This is a genomic window from Rhizobacter fulvus (assembly GCF_964020785.1).
Window position 1 is genome coordinate 2678125 of the sequence record NZ_OZ224516.1, and the last position, 17769, is coordinate 2695893.

Here is a 17769-nt window from a genome sequence, read left to right on the forward strand (position 1 = left end):
ATGAGCTTGCTGCAATCGTTGTTCCGCCAGAAGGCGGCGATCAACCAGGCGTTCTTCGACGTGGTCGGCGAGCTGGATGCCGAGGCGCACGCCACCGAGCGCCACGCGATCATCCGGCTGCTGAACCACATCCACGTCGTCGACCGGATCTTCGCCGCCCACCTGCGCGGCGAGGCCCACGGATACGCCTCGACCAACACGCCGCACACGCCGGAACTCGACGCCTTGCGCGAGGCCGTGCGCGCGTCCGACCAGGGCTACCTCGAACTCGTCGATGCGATGACGCCGCCGCAGCTGGCGCAGGCGGTCGATTTCACGTTCACCGACGGCCAGCATGGCCGCATGACGCGCGAGGAGATGCTCGGCCACGTGCTCACGCACGGCAGCTATCACCGCGGCGAAGTCGGCCAGATGCTCAAACGCATCGCCGCCGCGCCGCCGCGGGACCTGTTCACCGCTTATCTGCACCGCGCCGAGCCGCAGCGGCGCTTGCCTGTCTGACGGAGTCGACCATGCTGCTGATGATCGACAACTACGACTCCTTCACCTTCAACCTGGTGCAGTATTTCGCCGAGCTCGGCGAGGACGTGAAAGTGCTGCGCAACGACGAGATCGACGTGGCCGGCATCGGCGCGTTGAAGCCCGACAGGCTGGTGCTCTCGCCGGGCCCGTGCTCGCCGGCCGAAGCAGGCGTGTGCATCGCCGCGATCGAGGCGTTCACCGGCCGGCTGCCGATCCTCGGCGTGTGCCTGGGCCACCAGGCGATCGGCGCGGCGCTGGGCGGCAAGGTGATCCGCGCGCAGACGCAGATGCACGGCAAGACCGACGTGATCACGACCGACGAGCGCGGCGTCTACACCGCGCTGCCGCGCGAGTTCACGGTGATCCGCTACCACTCGCTGGTGATCGAGCGCGCGACGCTGCCGGCGTCGCTCGACGTGACTGCCACGTCGCAGGACGGCGAGATCATGGGCGTGCGTCACCGCGCGTTGGCCGGCACCGCCACGCCGCTCGAAGGCGTGCAGTTCCACCCCGAATCGATCCTGACCGAGCATGGTCATGCGATGCTGAAGAACTTCCTGGAGTTGCGGCCATGACGATCAACAACCTCGACGCGCTGACGCGCACCATCGACCACCGCGAGATCTTCCACGACGAGATGCTGTCGCTGGTGCGGCGCATCATGAGCGGCGAGATGTCGCCGGTGATGATGGCGGCGCTGCTGGTCGGCTTGCGGGTCAAGAAGGAGACGATCGGCGAGATCACCGCCGCGGCGCAGGTGATGCGCGAGTTCTCGACCAAGGTCGAGGTCGCCGACCGCACGCACCTGGTCGACATCGTCGGCACCGGTGGCGACGGCTCGCACACCTTCAACATCTCGACCTGCAGCATGTTCGTCGCCGCCGCGGCGGGTGCGCGCGTCAGCAAGCACGGCGGGCGCAGCGTCAGCAGCAAGTCGGGCAGCGCGGACGTGCTCGAGGCGATGGGCGTCTCGCTCGCGCTGCCGCCTGCTGCCATCGCGCAGTGCATCGCCGACACGGGCATCGGCTTCATGTTCGCTCCGAACCATCACCCGGCGATGAAGAACGTCGCGCCGGTGCGCAAGGAGCTCGGCATCCGCACGATCTTCAACATCCTCGGGCCGCTGACCAACCCGGCCGACGCGCCGAACATCCTGATGGGCGTGTTCCACCCCGACCTGGTGGGCATCCAGGTCCGCGCGCTCCAGCGGCTGGGCGCCGAGCACGCCGTGGTCGTCTACGGGCGCGATGGCATGGACGAGGTGTCGCTTGGCGCCGCCACGATGGTCGGCGAGTACAAGGACGGCGGCATCCACGAGTACGAGATCCACCCGGAGGATTTCGGCCTGACGATGGCGAGCAACCGGGCGCTGAAGGTCGAGACGCCGGCGCAATCGATGGCGCTGCTGCAGTCGGTGCTGGACAACGAGCCCGGTCCGGCGCGCGACATCGTGATCCTCAACGCCGGCGTCGCGCTGTATGCCGCGAATGTCGCCCCGTCGATGCTCGCCGGGGTGTCGATGGCGCGCGATGCGCTGGCCACGGGCAAGGCGCTGGCCAAGATGCATCAGTTCGTCGCGCGGACGAAGGAACTGGCGGCAGCATGAGCGACATCCTGGACAAGATCGTCGCGGTCAAGCGCGACGAGATCTCGCTGGCGCGGCGCAAGCGCGACCTGCCCTCGCTGCGGCGCGATGCCGAGCAACTCGGCGGGCAGCGCGACTTCGTCGGCGCGGTCCGCGGCAAGATCGCTGCCGGGCGGGCCGGCGTGATCGCCGAGGTCAAGAAGGCCAGCCCGAGCAAGGGCGTGCTGCGTGCCAACTTCGTGCCGGCCGCGATCGCCGAGCGCTACGAGACGCATGGCGCCGCGACGCTGAGCGTGCTCACCGATGTCAACTTCTTCCAGGGCAGCGCGGCCTACCTGCGCGAGGCACGCGCGAATTGCAGCCTGCCGGTCCTGCGCAAGGATTTCATGGTCGACGCCTACCAGGTCTTCGAGGCCCGCGAGATGGGCGCCGACTGCATCCTGCTGATCGCCGCCTGCCTCGACGACGCGCTGATGGCGGATCTGGAAGCCCAGGCCCACGAACTCGGCATGGCGGTGCTGGTCGAGGTGCACGACGGCGCCGAACTCGACCGCGCACTGCGCCTGAAGACGCCGTTGGTGGGGATCAACAACCGCAACCTTCGCACTTTCGAGGTGACGTTGCAGACCACGCTGGACCTGCTGCCGCGCGTGCCGGCCGAACGCCTGTTGGTGACCGAAAGCGGCATCCTGGCGCAGGACGACGTGCAGCGCATGCGCGATGCCGGCGTCCACGCGTTCCTCGTCGGCGAGGCGTTCATGCGCGCCCCCGATCCGGGCCGAGCGCTGGCGGCGCTGTTCGGTTGAGCGTGTCGCAGGCCGGCCTGTTCGTCACGGAGGCCGCGCCCGACAACCGTCTGCGCGAGCCGCTCGAGGCGGTGTTCGACCGCGTGCCGGCCGCCTGGCGCGATGTCACCGATCCGTTCATCCAGAGCCATGCCGGCCGCGCCCTCGCTGCGTTCGTCGACCAGCGTCTGCACGAGGGGGCCGTCATCTACCCGCAGCATGTGTTGCGTGCGCTCGAGTACGGCCCCCCCGAGGCGATGCGCGTCGTGATCGTCGGCCAGGATCCGTACCACGGTGCCGGGCAGGCGCAGGGTCTGGCGTTTTCGGTGGCGCCCGGGCAGCGCAAATTGCCGCCCAGTCTGCGCAACATCCTGAAGGAAGTGAGTGCCGACACCGGTGCTGCGTCAAGCTGTGTCGATGATCTGAGCCCGTGGTCGGGTCAGGGCGTGCTGCTGCTCAACAGCGCCTTGACGGTCGAAGACGGCGCGCCGGCCAGCCACGCGGGTCGGGGTTGGGAGGTGCTGACCGATGCATTGCTCGCCCGCGTCGCCGCGCAACCCGCGCCGACGGTGTTCATGCTCTGGGGTGCCTCGGCGCAGCGCAAGCGCGCGCTGGTGGAACGGCTCGGGCCGGCGGCCCACCTGGTGCTGGAGGCCAATCACCCCTCACCGCTATCGGCCACTCGACCGCCCGTTCCGTTCATCGGCTGTCGGCACTTCAGCCGGGCGAACGCTTTTCTGGCTTCCACTCGTCGCGGATCAGCGATCCGCTGGTGAGAGGGCGCCCGGCGACGCCATTTTTCCCTGCTATACTCCGCGGTTCGTCTTGGAGGGGTGGCCGAGTGGTTAATGGCAGCAGACTGTAAATCTGCCCTCTTACGAGTACGCTGGTTCGAATCCAGCCCCCTCCACCAGGATGAGCGTGTATTGAAGAGGTGAAGCGAGTGGCTCCCGGGCGGGAGTAGTTCAATGGTAGAACCCCAGCCTTCCAAGCTGATGACGCGGGTTCGATTCCCGTCTCCCGCTCCAAGGTCTCGTCAGCACAGGTTTGGTCGCCGCGGCCGCCAAACCTGTACTGATTTGATTGTGATCAGTGCCCATGTGGCTCAGTGGTAGAGCACTCCCTTGGTAAGGGAGAGGTCGCGCGTTCGATCCGCGCCATGGGCACCAAACAGGAGATATTGAAATGGCAAAAGGCAAATTCGAGCGGACCAAGCCGCACGTCAACGTGGGCACGATCGGTCACGTGGACCACGGCAAGACCACGCTGACGGCAGCGATCACGACGGTGCTGAGCAAGCTGTTCGGCGGCGAGGCCAAGGCGTACGACCAGATCGACGCGGCCCCCGAAGAGAAGGCGCGCGGCATCACGATCAACACCGCCCACGTCGAGTACGAGACCAAGAACCGGCACTACGCCCACGTCGACTGCCCCGGGCACGCCGACTACGTCAAGAACATGATCACCGGCGCGGCCCAGATGGACGGGGCGATCCTGGTGTGCTCGGCCGCCGACGGCCCGATGCCGCAAACGCGTGAGCACATCCTGCTGGCCCGCCAGGTCGGCGTGCCGTACATCATCGTGTTCCTGAACAAGTGCGACATGGTCGACGACGCCGAACTGCTCGAGCTGGTCGAGATGGAAGTGCGCGAGCTGCTCGACAAGTACGAGTTCCCCGGCGACACCACCCCGATCATCCACGGCAGCGCCAAGCTCGCCATGGAAGGCGACAAGGGCGAACTCGGCGAAGGCGCGATCCTGAAGCTGGCCGAAGCCCTCGACACCTACATCCCGACGCCCGAGCGTGCCGTTGACGGCGCGTTCCTGATGCCGGTCGAAGACGTGTTCTCGATCTCCGGCCGCGGCACCGTGGTGACCGGTCGCGTCGAGCGCGGCATCGTCAAGGTCGGCGAGGAAATCGAGATCGTGGGCATCACCCCGACGCAGAAGACCACCTGCACCGGCGTCGAGATGTTCCGCAAGCTGCTGGACCAAGGTCAAGCGGGCGACAACGTCGGCATCCTGCTGCGCGGCACCAAGCGCGAAGACGTGCAGCGCGGCCAAGTGCTGTGCAAGCCGGGCAGCGTCAAGCCGCACACCCACTTCACGGCCGAGATCTACGTCCTGAGCAAGGAAGAGGGCGGTCGCCACACGCCGTTCTTCAACAACTACCGCCCGCAGTTCTACTTCCGCACGACGGACGTGACCGGCGCGGTGGAGCTGCCGAAGGACAAGGAAATGGTCATGCCGGGCGACAACGTCAGCATCACCGTGAAGCTGATCAACCCGATCGCGATGGAAGAAGGCCTGCGCTTCGCCATCCGTGAGGGCGGCCGCACCGTCGGTGCCGGCGTCGTTGCCAAGATCATCGAGTAAGAGGGTTCCACAGGGGCGTAGCTCAATTGGCAGAGCGCTGGTCTCCAAAACCAGAGGTTGGGGGTTCGATGCCCTCCGCCCCTGCCAGCTAACTGAGCAGCTGGCGAATCCATCAGCAGCCCGCAAAGTCCTGAAAGGGGCCGGCGGGCTTTGCTGCTAGTAGGCGGTACGGCTTTTGGGGCCGCCACCGCGACGAATCGAAATCAACACCATGGCCAATCCTCCACAAGTCGAAACGATCTCCACCGGCGCAGACAAGGCCAAGCTGGCCGTCGCCGGCGTGCTGGTCGTGGCCGCCGTGGTCGTGTTCTACATGCTGGCCAGGCAGGACCTGTGGGTGCGCGTCGGCGCGCTGATGGTGCTGCTCGCCGCCGCGGTCGCCACCTTCTTCACCTCGGAGACGGGCAAGGAACTGATCGCCTACGGCCGCGACTCGATCCGCGAGGTCAAGAAGGTCGTCTGGCCGACCCGCAAGGAGGCGCTGCAGATGACCGCCTACGTGTTCGCGTTCGTGTTCGTGATGGCGCTGTTCCTGTTCCTGACCGACAAGACGCTCGAGTGGCTGCTGTACGACCTGATCCTGGGCTGGAAGCGTTGAGGGCCCGCTGAGGCACACATCCTATGACCGAAGAACTCAACACCGCCGTCGTGACGCCCGAGACCGTCGCGCCCGCCACGAACAAGCGCTGGTACGTCGTGCACGCCTACTCCGGCATGGAAAAGGCCGTCGAGCGCAACCTGCGCGAGCGTATCGACCGCTCGGAGTTGCAGGACAAGTTCGGCCGCATCCTGGTGCCGATGGAAGAGGTCGTCGAGCTGAAGAACGGCAAGAAGTCCGTGTCCGAGCGCCGTTTCTTCCCCGGCTACGTGCTGGTCGAGATGGAGATGGGTGACGACACCTGGCACCTAGTCAAGCACACCAGCAAGGTCACCGGCTTCGTCGGCGGTGCCAAGAACCGGCCGTCGCCGATCTCGGAAGCCGAGGTGCTGAAGATCGTCCACCAGATGCAAGAGGGTGTCGAGAAACCGCGCCCGAAGGTCCAGTGGGAAGTGGGCGAGCTGGTGCGCATCAAGGAAGGCCCGTTCACCGACTTCAATGGTGCGGTCGAGGACGTCAACTACGACAAGTCCAAGGTTCGCGTCTCGGTCACGATCTTCGGTCGGGCCACCCCGGTGGAACTCGACTTCGCGCAGGTCGAAAAGGTTTGACGAGCTTGGCGAGGCGCTCCAGAGCCTCGCCCGTAGCCAGCCCGGGACGAGATCCGGGCAGGAGGAGCCAAGGTAACCAGTCCTTGGCGTTTGACTCAACGGCTCAACCGCGTCAGCGACCGAGTCGAATTGGAGAGTAGAGATGGCAAAGAAAATTGTCGGCTTGATCAAGCTGCAAGTCCCCGCGGGCAAGGCGAACCCTTCGCCCCCGATCGGCCCGGCCCTGGGCCAGCGCGGCCTGAACATCATGGAGTTCTGCAAGGCGTTCAACGCCCAGACCTCGTCGATGGAACCCGGCCTCGTGCTGCCGGTCGTGATCACCGCGTTCGCGGACAAGTCGTTCACGTTCGTGCTGAAGAGCCCGCCCGCGTCGGTGCTGATCAAGAAGACGCTGAAGCTCGACAAGGGCTCGCCGAAGCCGCACACCGACAAGGTCGGCAAGCTCACGCGCGCGCAGGCTGAAGAGATCGCGAAGATCAAGATCAAGGACCTGACCGGCGCCGACCTCGACGCCGCCGTGCGCACCGTCGCCGGCACCGCCCGCTCGATGGGCATCACCGTGGAAGGAGTGATCTGATCATGGCCAAGCTCACCAAGCGCCAGAAGGCACTCGTCGGCAAGGTCGAGACGACCAAGCTGTACCCGGTCGACAACGCCCTGGCGATCGTCAAGGAATGCGCGGTCGCGAAGTTCGACGAATCGATCGACGTCGCCGTGCAACTCGGCATCGACGCGAAGAAGTCCGACCAGGTCGTCCGCGGCGCCGTCGTGCTGCCCAACGGCACCGGCAAGACGAAGCGCGTCGCCGTGTTCGCCCAGGGCGCCAAGGCTGAGGAAGCCCGCGCCGCCGGCGCGGACGTCGTCGGCATGGAAGACCTGGCCGAACAGGTCAAGGCCGGCAACCTGAACTTCGACGTCGTGATCGCCTCGCCGGACACGATGCGCATCGTCGGTACGCTCGGCCAGATCCTCGGCCCGCGCGGCCTGATGCCGAACCCGAAGGTCGGCACCGTGACGCCCGACGTGGCCCAGGCGGTTCGCAACGCGAAGGCCGGCCAGGTGCAGTTCCGCGTCGACAAGGCCGGCATCGTGCACGCCACGATCGGCCGCCGTTCGTTCGAGTCCGACAAGCTGGTCGGCAACCTGCGCGCGCTGATCGAGGCCCTGAACAAGGCCAAGCCGGCGTCGAGCAAGGGCATCTACCTGCGCAAGGTCGCGCTGAGCTCGACGATGGGTGTGGGCGCGCGCGTCGACATCGCGTCGATCAACGCGTCGGCTGTCGCCGCGTAATAGAAGAGTGACGATCGACGCGAGTCTGGCGTCGGTCTGAATGAGTTTGGTGGGCTGCGCGAACCGCAAGGCGAGCGCAGGTCATCCAAGACCGCTGGTGTGATCCTTGTGGTCGCTTAATGGACGGCAAGACGCGAGTCTTGCAACAAGCCAGCGCAGATGGCGGCTCACCGAAGAGGAATTCTCGAGTTCCGGTTCGGTTGTTTCGCTGATTACCTTGGGGTGTTCGGAGCCTGGCGACAGGCGAAGAACACATGATGTGAGGAGTAGACCTTGAGTCTCAACAAAAGCGAGAAGCAGACCGTCGTGGCCGACGTGGCAGCCCAAGTGGCGCGCTCACAGACGCTGGCGCTGGCTGAATACCGTGGCCTCACCGTGGCTCACTTGGACGTTCTGCGCAAGACCGCGCGCGAGAAGGGTGTGTATCTTCATGTCTTGAAGAACACGCTGGCTCGTCGCGCCGTTGCGGGCACGCCGTTCGAGGTGGCCTCGGAGAGCATGGTCGGCCCGCTGATCTATGGTTTTTCCGAAGACGCTGTCGCCGCGGCCAAGGTCCTGTCGGACTTTGCCAAGGGCAACGACAAGCTGATCGTCAAGGGTGGCGCCTACGCAGGCAAGTCTCTGAATGCCGAGGGCGTCAAGTCGCTCGCGAACATTCCGAGCAAGGAAGTCCTGCTGGCCCAGCTGCTCGGCCTGATGCAATCGCCGGTCTCGCGCATGGCGCGCGTGCTGGCAGCCATCGCCGAGAAGAAGGCCGAAGGCGCACCTGCGGCTCCCGCCGCCGAAGCAGCACCCGCTGCCGAAGCGCCGGCCGCGGAAGCCCCCGCCGCCTGACCTTGAACGATCGATCTTTGTAACTATCTACTGAACTGGAAATCAAAATGGCATTCGATAAAGACGCATTCCTGACCGCCCTCGACAGCATGTCGGTGATGGACCTCAACGAACTGGTCAAGGCGATCGAAGAGAAGTTCGGCGTGTCGGCCGCTGCGATGGCGGCTCCGGCTGCCGGCGGCGGTGGCGGCGCGGCCGCAGCGGCTGCCGAAGAGCAGACCGAATTCAACGTGATGCTGCTGGAAGCCGGCGCGAACAAGGTTTCGGTCATCAAGGCCGTGCGCGAACTGACGGGCCTGGGCCTGAAGGAAGCCAAGGACCTGGTCGACGGCGCGCCGAAGGCCGTGAAGGAAGCGGTGGCCAAGGCCGACGCCGATGCCGCCCTGAAGAAGCTGGTTGACGCCGGCGCGAAGGCCGAAATCAAGTAATTCGATGCTTTGCACGGGGCTGGGTGCCGTTTTCGGCCCCCAGCCTTTTGTGCTTTCTCGGGGTGTAAGCCCTTGTGAGAGCACTTGAAAGCGCGAACCTCGACAATCGAGGGTTCTTTCAAGTGTTTTCAAAAGCTCTCTGATCCGACTGCAGAGAGCGGGTTTGGTCGGGCTCCGGTGCAACGCCGGGGTTGTCCGCCAGCGGTTGGTAGTGGCCAACCACCAAGCTTCGAACCCCCCTCCTGCGGCAGGAGCCTGGGTTCGTAAGACAGTCGCCGACGGGAGCGGAGCCTAGGCCGGGCCGAGTTCCCTGAGACGGAGTGTGTATGGCGCAGCAAACAACCCCCTACAGCTATACCGAGCGCAAGCGTATTCGCAAGAGCTTCGGTAAACGCGAGAGTGTCCTCAATGTCCCCTATCTGCTGACGATGCAGAAGGAATCGTACGTCGCCTTCCTGCAGAAGGACGTACCGCCGCAAAAGCGCAAGCCCGAAGGCCTCCAGGCCGCATTCCTCTCCGCCTTCCCGATCGTCTCGCACAACGGGTTCGTGGAGATGAAGTTCATCGAATTCAACATGGCCAAGCCCGCGTTCGACACGCGCGAGTGCCAGGTGCGTGGTCTCACATATGCAGCTGCCGTGCGCGCGAAGCTGCAGATGATCATCTATGACCGTGAGAGCCCGCAGGCCAAGACGGTCAAGGAAATCAAGGAGCAAGAGGTCTACATGGGCGAAGTGCCGCTCATGACCGACTACGGCTCGTTCATCGTCAACGGCACCGAGCGCGTGATCGTCTCGCAGCTGCACCGTTCGCCGGGCGTGTTCTTCGAGCACGACAAGGGCAAGACGCACTCGAGCGGCAAGCTGCTGTTCTCGGCCCGGATCATCCCGTACCGCGGCTCGTGGCTCGACTTCGAGTTCGACCCGAAGGACATCCTGTACTTCCGCGTCGACCGCCGCCGCAAGATGCCGGTCACGATCCTGCTGAAGGCGATCGGCCTGAACCCGGAATCGATTCTCGCGAACTTCTTCGTGTTCGACAACTTCCGCCTGATGGACTCGGGCGCGCAGCTCGAATTCGTCGCCGACCGCCTGCGCGGTGAAGTGGCGCGCTTCGACATCACCGACAAGAACGGTGTCGTCGTGGTCGAGAAGGACAAGCGCATCACTGCCCGCCATGTGCGCGCGATCGAGCAGTCGGAGACGCAGTTCATCAGCGTCCCCGAGGACTACCTGATGGGCCGCATGCTGGCCCGCAACGTCGTCGACGCCGACACCGGCGAGATCCTGGCCAAGGCCAACGACGAGCTGACCGAAACGCTGCTGAAGAAGCTGCGCGCCGCCGGCATCAAGGAAATCCCGGCGCTGTACACCAACGAGCTGGACGAAGGCGCGTACATCTCGCAGACCCTGGCCGCGGATGAAACCGCCGACCAGCTGGCGGCGCGCGTGGCCATCTACCGCATGATGCGCCCCGGCGAGCCGCCGACCGAAGACGCGGTCGAGGCCCTGTTCCATCGCCTGTTCTACTCGGCGGACACGTACGACCTGTCGCGCGTCGGCCGCATGAAGTTCAACGCCCGTGTCGGCCGCGACGTGCCGGAAGGCGCGATGACGCTGTCGAACGAGGACATCCTCGACGTCGTCAAGATCCTCGTCGAGCTGCGCAACGGCCGCGGCGAGGTCGACGACATCGACCACCTCGGCAACCGCCGCGTGCGTTGCGTCGGCGAGCTGGCCGAGAACCAGTACCGCTCGGGCCTGGCGCGGATCGAGAAGGCCGTCAAGGAACGCCTCGGTCAAGCGGAAACCGAAGCGCTGATGCCGCACGACCTGATCAACTCCAAGCCGATTTCCGCGGCGCTGAAGGAGTTCTTCGGCGCATCGCAGCTGTCGCAGTTCATGGACCAGACCAACCCGCTCTCCGAGATCACGCACAAGCGTCGTGTCTCGGCCCTCGGGCCGGGCGGTTTGACCCGCGAACGCGCCGGCTTCGAGGTGCGCGACGTGCACCCGACCCACTACGGTCGTGTCTGCCCGATCGAGACGCCGGAAGGCCCGAACATCGGCCTGATCAACTCGCTGGCGCTGTACGCCCAGCTGAACGAGTACGGCTTCCTCGAAACCCCGTACCGGCGCGTGGCCGACGGCAAGGTGACGATGCAGATCGACTACCTGTCGGCGATCGAAGAAGGCAAGTACGTGATCGCGCAGGCCTCGGCCACGCTCGACGCGGAAGGCAAGCTGATTGACGAGCTGGTCTCCGCGCGTGACAACGGCGAGTCGATCCTGACCTCGGCCGAGCGCATCCAGTACATGGACGTGGCGCCGACACAGATCGTCTCGGTGGCCGCCTCGCTCGTGCCGTTCCTCGAGCACGACGATGCGAACCGCGCGCTGATGGGCGCCAACATGCAGCGCCAGGCCGTGCCGACCCTGCGTCCCGAAAAGGCGCTGGTCGGTACCGGCGTCGAACGCGTCGCCGCGAAGGACTCGGGCACCGTCGTCGCCGCCAAGCGCGGCGGCATCGTGGACTACGTCGACACCAACCGCATCGTGATCCGCGTCAACGACAAGGAAACGGTCGCCGGTGAAGTCGGCGTCGACATCTACAACCTGATCAAGTACCAGCGTTCCAATCAGAACACCAACATCCACCAGCGCCCGATCGTCAAGCGCGGTGACAAGGTGTCGGCCGAGGACATCATCGCCGACGGCGCATCGACCGACATCGGCGAACTGGCTCTGGGCCAGAACATGCTGGTCGGCTTCATGCCCTGGAACGGCTACAACTTCGAAGACTCGATCCTGATCAGCGAACGCGTGATCGCCGACGACCGCTACACCTCGATCCACATCGAGGAGCTGGTGGTCATGGCACGCGACACCAAGCTGGGCTCGGAAGAAATCACCCGCGACATCCCGAACCTCTCCGAGCAGCAACTCGGCCGCCTCGACGAATCCGGCATCGTGTATGTCGGCGCCGAGGTGAACCCGGGCGACACGCTGGTAGGCAAGGTCACGCCCAAGGGCGAGACCACGCTGACGCCGGAAGAGAAGCTGCTGCGCGCGATCTTCGGCGAGAAGGCGTCCGACGTGAAGGACACCTCGCTGCGCGTGGACCAGGGCACCAACGGCACCGTGATCGACGTGCAGGTCTTCACCCGTGAAGGCATCCCGCGCGACAAGCGCGCCCAGCAGATCATCGACGACGAGCTGAAGCGCTACCGCCTGGACCTGAACGACCAGCTGCGCATCGTCGAGGCCGACGCGTTCGACCGGATCGAGAAGCTGCTGGTGGGCCAGACCGCCAACGGCGGCCCGCAGAAGATCGCCAAGGGCACGGTCATCGACAAGGCCTACATGGCCAGCGTCGAGAAGTACCACTGGTTCGACATCCGCCCGGCCGACGAAGCCGTCGCGAGCCAGCTCGAGAGCGTGAAGAACTCGCTCGAGCAGACGCGCCACAGCTTCGACCTCGCGTTCGAGGAGAAGCGCAAGAAGCTGACGCAGGGCGACGAGCTGCCCGCCGGCGTGCTGAAGATGGTCAAGGTCTACCTGGCCGTCAAGCGCCGCCTGCAGCCGGGCGACAAGATGGCCGGCCGCCACGGCAACAAGGGTGTCGTGTCGAAGGTCGTGCCGGTGGAAGACATGCCGTACATGGCCGACGGCACGCCGTGCGACATCGTGCTGAACCCGCTCGGCGTGCCGTCGCGGATGAACGTCGGGCAGGTGCTCGAGGTTCACCTCGGCTGGGCCGGCAAGGGTATCGGCCAGCGCATCGAGACGATGCTGCGCGAGCAGGTCAAGGTCGCCGAGATCCGCAAGTTCCTCGACGAGCTGTACAACAAGTCGGGCGGCAAGGGCGAGCGCCTGAACGACCTCAGCGATGCCGAGATCGTCGAGATGGCCGGCAACCTGAGCAAGGGCGTGCCGTTCGCGACGCCGGTGTTCGACGGTGCCGCGGAAGAAGAGATCCGCGCGATGCTGAAGCTCGCCTACCCGGACGACATCGCGAAGGCCAAGGGCCTGACCGAAACCCGTACGCAGGCCACGCTGCACGACGGCCGCACCGGCGAGGCGTTCGAGCGCCCGGTCACGGTCGGCTACATGCACGTGCTGAAGCTGCACCACCTGGTCGACGACAAGATGCACGCGCGCTCCACCGGCCCGTACTCGCTCGTCACGCAGCAACCGCTCGGCGGCAAGGCCCAGTTCGGCGGCCAGCGCTTCGGTGAAATGGAAGTGTGGGCACTCGAAGCCTACGGCGCGTCCTACGTGCTGCAGGAAATGCTCACCGTCAAGTCCGACGACGTCAATGGCCGCACCAAGGTGTACGAGTCGATCGTCAAGGGCGAGCACGCCATCGAAGCCGGCATGCCGGAATCGTTCAATGTCTTGGTCAAGGAAATCAGGTCCCTTGGCATCGACATCGAACTCGAACGCAACTAAGAAGGAAGGAAACAGACATGAAGGGTTTACTCGATCTGTTCCGTCAGTTCACGCCGGATGAGCACTTCGATGCCATCAAGATCGGCCTGGCTTCCCCCGAGAAAATTCGGTCCTGGTCGTTCGGCGAAGTCAAGAAGCCGGAGACCATCAACTACCGCACCTTCAAGCCGGAGCGTGACGGGCTGTTCTGCGCCAAGATCTTCGGGCCGATCAAGGACTACGAGTGCCTGTGCGGCAAGTACAAGCGCCTGAAGCACCGTGGCGTGATCTGCGAGAAGTGCGGAGTCGAAGTGACGCAGACCAAGGTTCGCCGCGAGCGCATGGGTCACATCGACCTGGCCGCGCCGTGCGCGCACATCTGGTTCCTGAAGTCGCTGCCGTCGCGCCTGGGCCTGGTGCTCGACATGACGCTGCGCGACATCGAGCGCGTGCTGTACTTCGAGGCGTATGTCGTCGTCGACCCGGGCATGACCCCGCTGAAGAAGTTCAGCATCATGTCCGAGGACGACTTCGATGCGAAGCGAACCGAGTTCGGTGACGAGTTCGTCGCGTTAATGGGCGCCGAGGGTGTGCACAAGCTGCTGGCCGAGATCGACCTCGACGTCGAGATCGACAAGCTGCGCAACGACATGACCGGCTCCGAGCTGAAGGTCAAGAAGAACTCCAAGCGCCTCAAGGTGATGGAAGCCTTCAAGAAGTCGGGCATCAAGCCGCAGTGGATGGTGATGGAAGTGCTGCCCGTGCTGCCGCCGGACCTGCGCCCGCTGGTGCCGCTGGACGGTGGCCGCTTCGCGACCTCCGACCTCAACGACCTGTACCGCCGCGTCATCAACCGCAACAACCGCCTGGCCCGCCTTCTCGAACTGAAGGCGCCGGAAATTATCGTGCGCAACGAAAAGCGCATGCTGCAGGAAGCGGTCGACTCGCTGCTGGACAACGGCCGCCGCGGCAAGGCGATGACGGGCGCGAACAAGCGTGCCCTGAAGTCGCTGGCCGACATGATCAAGGGCAAGTCGGGTCGGTTCCGCCAGAACCTGCTGGGCAAGCGCGTCGATTACTCGGGCCGTTCGGTCATCGTGGTCGGCCCGACGCTCAAGCTGCACCAGTGCGGCCTGCCCAAGCTGATGGCGCTCGAGCTGTTCAAGCCGTTCATCTTCTCGCGCCTGGAAGCGATGGGCATCGCCACGACCATCAAGGCGGCGAAGAAGGAAGTCGAATCCGGCACGCCGGTGGTCTGGGACATCCTCGAGGAAGTCATCAAGGAGCACCCGGTCCTGCTGAACCGCGCGCCGACGCTGCACCGCCTGGGCATTCAAGCCTTTGAGCCGGTGCTGATCGAAGGCAAGGCGATCCAGCTGCACCCGCTGGTGTGCGCAGCCTTCAACGCCGACTTCGACGGCGACCAGATGGCCGTCCACATCCCGCTGTCGATCGAAGCGCAGATGGAAGCCCGCACGCTGATGCTGGCGTCGAACAACATCCTGTTCCCGGCCAACGGCGAGCCGTCGATCGTGCCGTCGCAGGACGTGGTGCTGGGCCTGTACTACGCGACGCGCGACCGCATCAACGCCAAGGGCGAAGGCATCATCTTCTCCGACATCGGCGAAGTGCAGCGCGCGCTCGACAACAACGTGGTCGAGATCACCACGAAGATCAGCGTCCGCCTGACCGAGTACACGAAGAACAAGGAGACCGGCGAATTCACCGCGTCGACCCAGCTCGTCGACACCACGGTCGGCCGTGCGCTGCTGTCGGAGATCCTGCCGAAGGGCCTGCCGTTCAGCAACATCAACAAGGCGCTGAAGAAGAAGGAAATCTCGCGCCTGATCAACACCTCGTTCCGCAAGTGCGGTCTGAAGGACACGGTCGTGTTCGCCGACAAGCTGCTGCAGTCGGGCTTCCGCCTGGCCACGCGGGCCGGCATCTCGATCGCGATCGACGACATGCTCGTGCCGAAGGAAAAGCACGGCCTGATCGAGCGCGCCGAGAAGGAAGTGAAGGAGATCGAGCAGCAGTACGTCTCGGGTCTGGTCACCTCCGGCGAGCGCTACAACAAGGTGGTCGACATCTGGGGCAAGACCGGCGACGAAGTCGGCAAGGTCATGATGAGCCAGCTGTCGAAGCAGAAGACGATCGACCGCCACGGCAAGACGGTGGACCAGGAGTCGTTCAACTCCATCTACATGATGGCCGACTCGGGTGCGCGCGGTTCTGCGGCGCAGATCCGCCAGCTGGCCGGCATGCGGGGGCTGATGGCCAAGCCGGACGGCTCGATCATCGAGACGCCGATCACGGCGAACTTCCGTGAAGGCCTGAACGTGCTGCAGTACTTCATCTCGACCCACGGTGCCCGCAAGGGCCTCGCGGACACGGCGCTGAAGACTGCCAACTCGGGGTATCTCACGCGCCGCCTGGTCGACGTGACGCAGGACCTGGTCGTGATCGAGGACGATTGCGGCACCGAGAATGGCATGAACCAGCGCGCGCTGGTCGAAGGCGGCGAAGTGATCGAGTCGCTGCGCGACCGCATCCTCGGCCGCGTCACCGCGATCGAGGTGCAGCACCCGGAGACCCAGGAAACCCTGCTCGGCGCCGGCACGCTGATGGACGAGGACATCCTCGACACGCTGGAAGCGGCGGGCGTCGACGAGGTCAAGGTCCGCACCGCGCTGACCTGCGCGACGCGCTTCGGCATCTGCGCCAAGTGCTACGGCCGTGACCTCGGCCGCGGCGGCCTGGTCAACATGGGCGAGGCGATCGGGGTGATCGCGGCCCAGTCGATCGGCGAGCCGGGCACGCAGCTGACGATGCGCACGTTCCACATCGGTGGTGCGGCGTCGCGTGCGGCGGTGGCCTCGAGCGTCGACGCGAAGAGCGAAGGCATCATCGGCTTCAACGCGACGATGCGCTACGTGACCAACGGCAAGGGCGAGCTGGTGGTGATCTCGCGTTCCGGCGAGATCATCATCTCCGACCAGCACGGTCGCGAGCGCGAGCGCCATAAGGTGCCGTACGGTGCGCTGCTCAGCATCAAGGCCGACCAGCAGGTCAAGGCCGGCACGGTGCTGGCCAACTGGGACCCGCTGACCCGCCCGATCATCACGGAATTCGCCGGCAAGGCGAAGTTCGAGAACGTCGAGGAAGGCCTGACGGTCGCCAAGCAGCTGGACGAAGTGACGGGCCTGTCCACGCTCGTCGTGATCGACCCGAAGCGCCGCGGCGCGACCAAGGTCGTGCGTCCGCAGGTCAAGCTGCTCGACGTTCAGGGCAACGAGGTCAAGATCCCCGGCACCGACCACTCGGTGACGATCGCGTTCCAGGTCGGCTCGCTGATCCAGATCCGCGACGGCCAGGACCTGATGCCGGGCGAGGTGCTGGCACGCATCCCGGTCGAAGGCCAGAAGACGCGCGATATCACCGGCGGTCTGCCGCGGGTGGCCGAGCTGTTCGAGGCCCGCACGCCGAAGGACAAGGGCACGCTGGCCGAGATGACCGGCACCGTGTCGTTCGGCAAGGAGACCAAAGGCAAGGTCCGTCTGCAGATCACCGATCCGGAAGGCAAGGTCTACGAAGAGCTCGTTCCGAAGGAAAAGAACATCGTGGTCCACGAGGGCCAGGTGGTCAACAAGGGCGAGTCGATCGTCGACGGGCCGGCGGATCCGCAGGACATCCTGCGCCTGCTGGGCATCGAGGAACTGGCGCGCTATATCGTCGACGAGGTCCAGGACGTCTACCGGCTGCAGGGCGTGAAGATCAACGACAAGCACATCGAGGTGATCGTTCGCCAGATGCTGCGCCGCGTGCAGATCGTCAACCCGGGTGACACCGGCTACATCCTGGGCGAGCAGGTCGAGCGTTCCGAGCTGCTCGGGCGCAACGACAAGGCGCTGGCCGAGGGCAAGCTGCCGGCGACGCACAGCGACGTGCTGCTGGGCATCACCAAGGCGTCGCTGTCGACCGACAGCTTCATCTCAGCGGCGTCCTTCCAGGAGACGACGCGGGTGCTCACCGAGGCGGCCATCATGGGCAAGCGCGACGAGCTGCGCGGCTTGAAGGAAAACGTCATCGTCGGTCGTCTGATCCCCGCCGGCACCGGCATGGCCTTCCACGACGCCCGCAAGGCCAAGGAAGCCATGGACGACGCCGAGCGCAAGGCCATCGTGATGCAGGAGGCCGAGGAACTGGCCGCCGTGCAACTCGCGGCGGTCGATGCCGCGACCGACGCTGCCGCTGCCGAATAAGCGGCGCGCTGCACACTCCCCAAGGGCGACTTCGGTCGCCCTTTTTCA

14 protein-coding genes and 4 tRNA genes are annotated in these 17769 nt (G+C 65.2%); all 18 read left to right on the forward strand.

Annotation, left to right across the window (positions count from 1 at the left end; all coding sequences use genetic code 11):
• The 18 genes from ACWH49_RS12720 (at position 1) to rpoC (ending at position 17721) form a co-directional block, all read left to right on the forward strand.
• Positions 1-501: a DinB family protein gene (locus tag ACWH49_RS12720; protein ID WP_448171807.1), complete on the forward strand. Its 501-nt coding sequence runs from the start codon at positions 1-3 to the stop codon at positions 499-501.
• 11 nt (positions 502-512) lie between these two features.
• Entirely contained in the window at positions 513-1097 is a 585-nt protein-coding gene (locus tag ACWH49_RS12725) for an anthranilate synthase component II (RefSeq protein ID WP_448171808.1), read from the forward strand.
• Entirely contained in the window at positions 1094-2128 is a 1035-nt protein-coding gene (gene trpD, locus ACWH49_RS12730) for an anthranilate phosphoribosyltransferase (RefSeq protein WP_448171809.1), read from the forward strand. The genes ACWH49_RS12725 and trpD overlap by 4 nt, the downstream gene beginning before the upstream one ends.
• Positions 2125-2913: an indole-3-glycerol phosphate synthase TrpC gene (gene trpC / locus ACWH49_RS12735; protein WP_448171810.1), complete on the forward strand. Its 789-nt coding sequence runs from the start codon at positions 2125-2127 to the stop codon at positions 2911-2913. The genes trpD and trpC overlap by 4 nt, the downstream gene beginning before the upstream one ends.
• 2 nt (positions 2914-2915) lie before the next feature.
• On the forward strand, positions 2916-3668 hold the full coding sequence (locus ACWH49_RS12740) for a uracil-DNA glycosylase (protein ID WP_448171811.1): 753 nt from the start codon (positions 2916-2918) through the stop codon (positions 3666-3668).
• A gap of 51 nt (positions 3669-3719) precedes the next feature.
• A tRNA-Tyr gene (locus ACWH49_RS12745) sits at positions 3720-3805 on the forward strand.
• Positions 3806-3846: 41 nt separating this feature from the next.
• Positions 3847-3920, forward strand: a tRNA-Gly gene (locus ACWH49_RS12750).
• A gap of 66 nt (positions 3921-3986) precedes the next feature.
• Positions 3987-4061: transfer RNA gene (locus ACWH49_RS12755), tRNA-Thr, on the forward strand.
• A gap of 16 nt (positions 4062-4077) precedes the next feature.
• The gene (tuf, locus tag ACWH49_RS12760; protein ID WP_448171812.1) at positions 4078-5268 is read left to right on the forward strand and encodes an elongation factor Tu; all 1191 of its coding nucleotides are present in this window, start codon (positions 4078-4080) and stop codon (positions 5266-5268) included.
• A gap of 11 nt (positions 5269-5279) precedes the next feature.
• Positions 5280-5355, forward strand: a tRNA-Trp gene (locus ACWH49_RS12765).
• A gap of 124 nt (positions 5356-5479) precedes the next feature.
• Positions 5480-5866: a preprotein translocase subunit SecE gene (gene secE, locus ACWH49_RS12770; RefSeq protein ID WP_056473203.1), complete on the forward strand. Its 387-nt coding sequence runs from the start codon at positions 5480-5482 to the stop codon at positions 5864-5866.
• 23 nt (positions 5867-5889) lie between these two features.
• Complete coding sequence (gene nusG / locus ACWH49_RS12775; RefSeq protein WP_056473205.1) at positions 5890-6477, forward strand: transcription termination/antitermination protein NusG; 588 nt, start codon at positions 5890-5892, stop codon at positions 6475-6477.
• Positions 6478-6619: 142 nt separating this feature from the next.
• Positions 6620-7054, forward strand: coding sequence for a 50S ribosomal protein L11 (gene rplK / locus ACWH49_RS12780; RefSeq protein WP_056473208.1), 435 nt, complete (start codon positions 6620-6622; stop codon positions 7052-7054).
• Between the two features lie 2 nt (positions 7055-7056).
• On the forward strand, positions 7057-7767 hold the full coding sequence (gene rplA / locus ACWH49_RS12785; RefSeq protein WP_056473211.1) for a 50S ribosomal protein L1: 711 nt from the start codon (positions 7057-7059) through the stop codon (positions 7765-7767).
• 273 nt (positions 7768-8040) lie between these two features.
• Positions 8041-8601 (forward strand): 50S ribosomal protein L10, encoded by a 561-nt coding sequence (gene rplJ / locus ACWH49_RS12790; RefSeq protein ID WP_056473214.1) that lies wholly within the window; start codon positions 8041-8043, stop codon positions 8599-8601.
• 47 nt (positions 8602-8648) lie between these two features.
• Positions 8649-9029 carry a 50S ribosomal protein L7/L12 gene (gene rplL / locus ACWH49_RS12795; RefSeq protein ID WP_056473218.1) on the forward strand — a complete coding sequence of 127 codons (381 nt, stop codon included), beginning with the start codon at positions 8649-8651 and terminating at the stop codon, positions 9027-9029.
• Between the two features lie 326 nt (positions 9030-9355).
• A complete protein-coding gene (gene rpoB / locus ACWH49_RS12800; RefSeq protein ID WP_056473222.1) occupies positions 9356-13480 on the forward strand; it encodes a DNA-directed RNA polymerase subunit beta in 4125 nt (1374 codons plus the stop codon).
• 17 nt (positions 13481-13497) lie between these two features.
• Positions 13498-17721, forward strand: coding sequence for a DNA-directed RNA polymerase subunit beta' (gene rpoC, locus ACWH49_RS12805; protein WP_056473225.1), 4224 nt, complete (start codon positions 13498-13500; stop codon positions 17719-17721).
• The last annotated feature ends 48 nt before the right edge of the window (positions 17722-17769 follow it).

Coding starts and splice junctions, on each gene's coding strand:
- trpC (WP_448171810.1), top strand. CDS start 2,125: ATGAGCGACATCCTGGACAAGATCGTCGCGGTCAAGCGCGACGAGATC.
- secE (WP_056473203.1), top strand. CDS start 5,480: ATGGCCAATCCTCCACAAGTCGAAACGATCTCCACCGGCGCAGACAAG.
- tuf (WP_448171812.1), top strand. CDS start 4,078: ATGGCAAAAGGCAAATTCGAGCGGACCAAGCCGCACGTCAACGTGGGC.
- rplA (WP_056473211.1), top strand. CDS start 7,057: ATGGCCAAGCTCACCAAGCGCCAGAAGGCACTCGTCGGCAAGGTCGAG.
- rplL (WP_056473218.1), top strand. CDS start 8,649: ATGGCATTCGATAAAGACGCATTCCTGACCGCCCTCGACAGCATGTCG.
- rpoC (WP_056473225.1), top strand. CDS start 13,498: ATGAAGGGTTTACTCGATCTGTTCCGTCAGTTCACGCCGGATGAGCAC.
- ACWH49_RS12720 (WP_448171807.1), top strand. CDS start 1: ATGAGCTTGCTGCAATCGTTGTTCCGCCAGAAGGCGGCGATCAACCAG.
- rpoB (WP_056473222.1), top strand. CDS start 9,356: ATGGCGCAGCAAACAACCCCCTACAGCTATACCGAGCGCAAGCGTATT.
- trpD (WP_448171809.1), top strand. CDS start 1,094: ATGACGATCAACAACCTCGACGCGCTGACGCGCACCATCGACCACCGC.
- nusG (WP_056473205.1), top strand. CDS start 5,890: ATGACCGAAGAACTCAACACCGCCGTCGTGACGCCCGAGACCGTCGCG.
- rplK (WP_056473208.1), top strand. CDS start 6,620: ATGGCAAAGAAAATTGTCGGCTTGATCAAGCTGCAAGTCCCCGCGGGC.
- ACWH49_RS12725 (WP_448171808.1), top strand. CDS start 513: ATGCTGCTGATGATCGACAACTACGACTCCTTCACCTTCAACCTGGTG.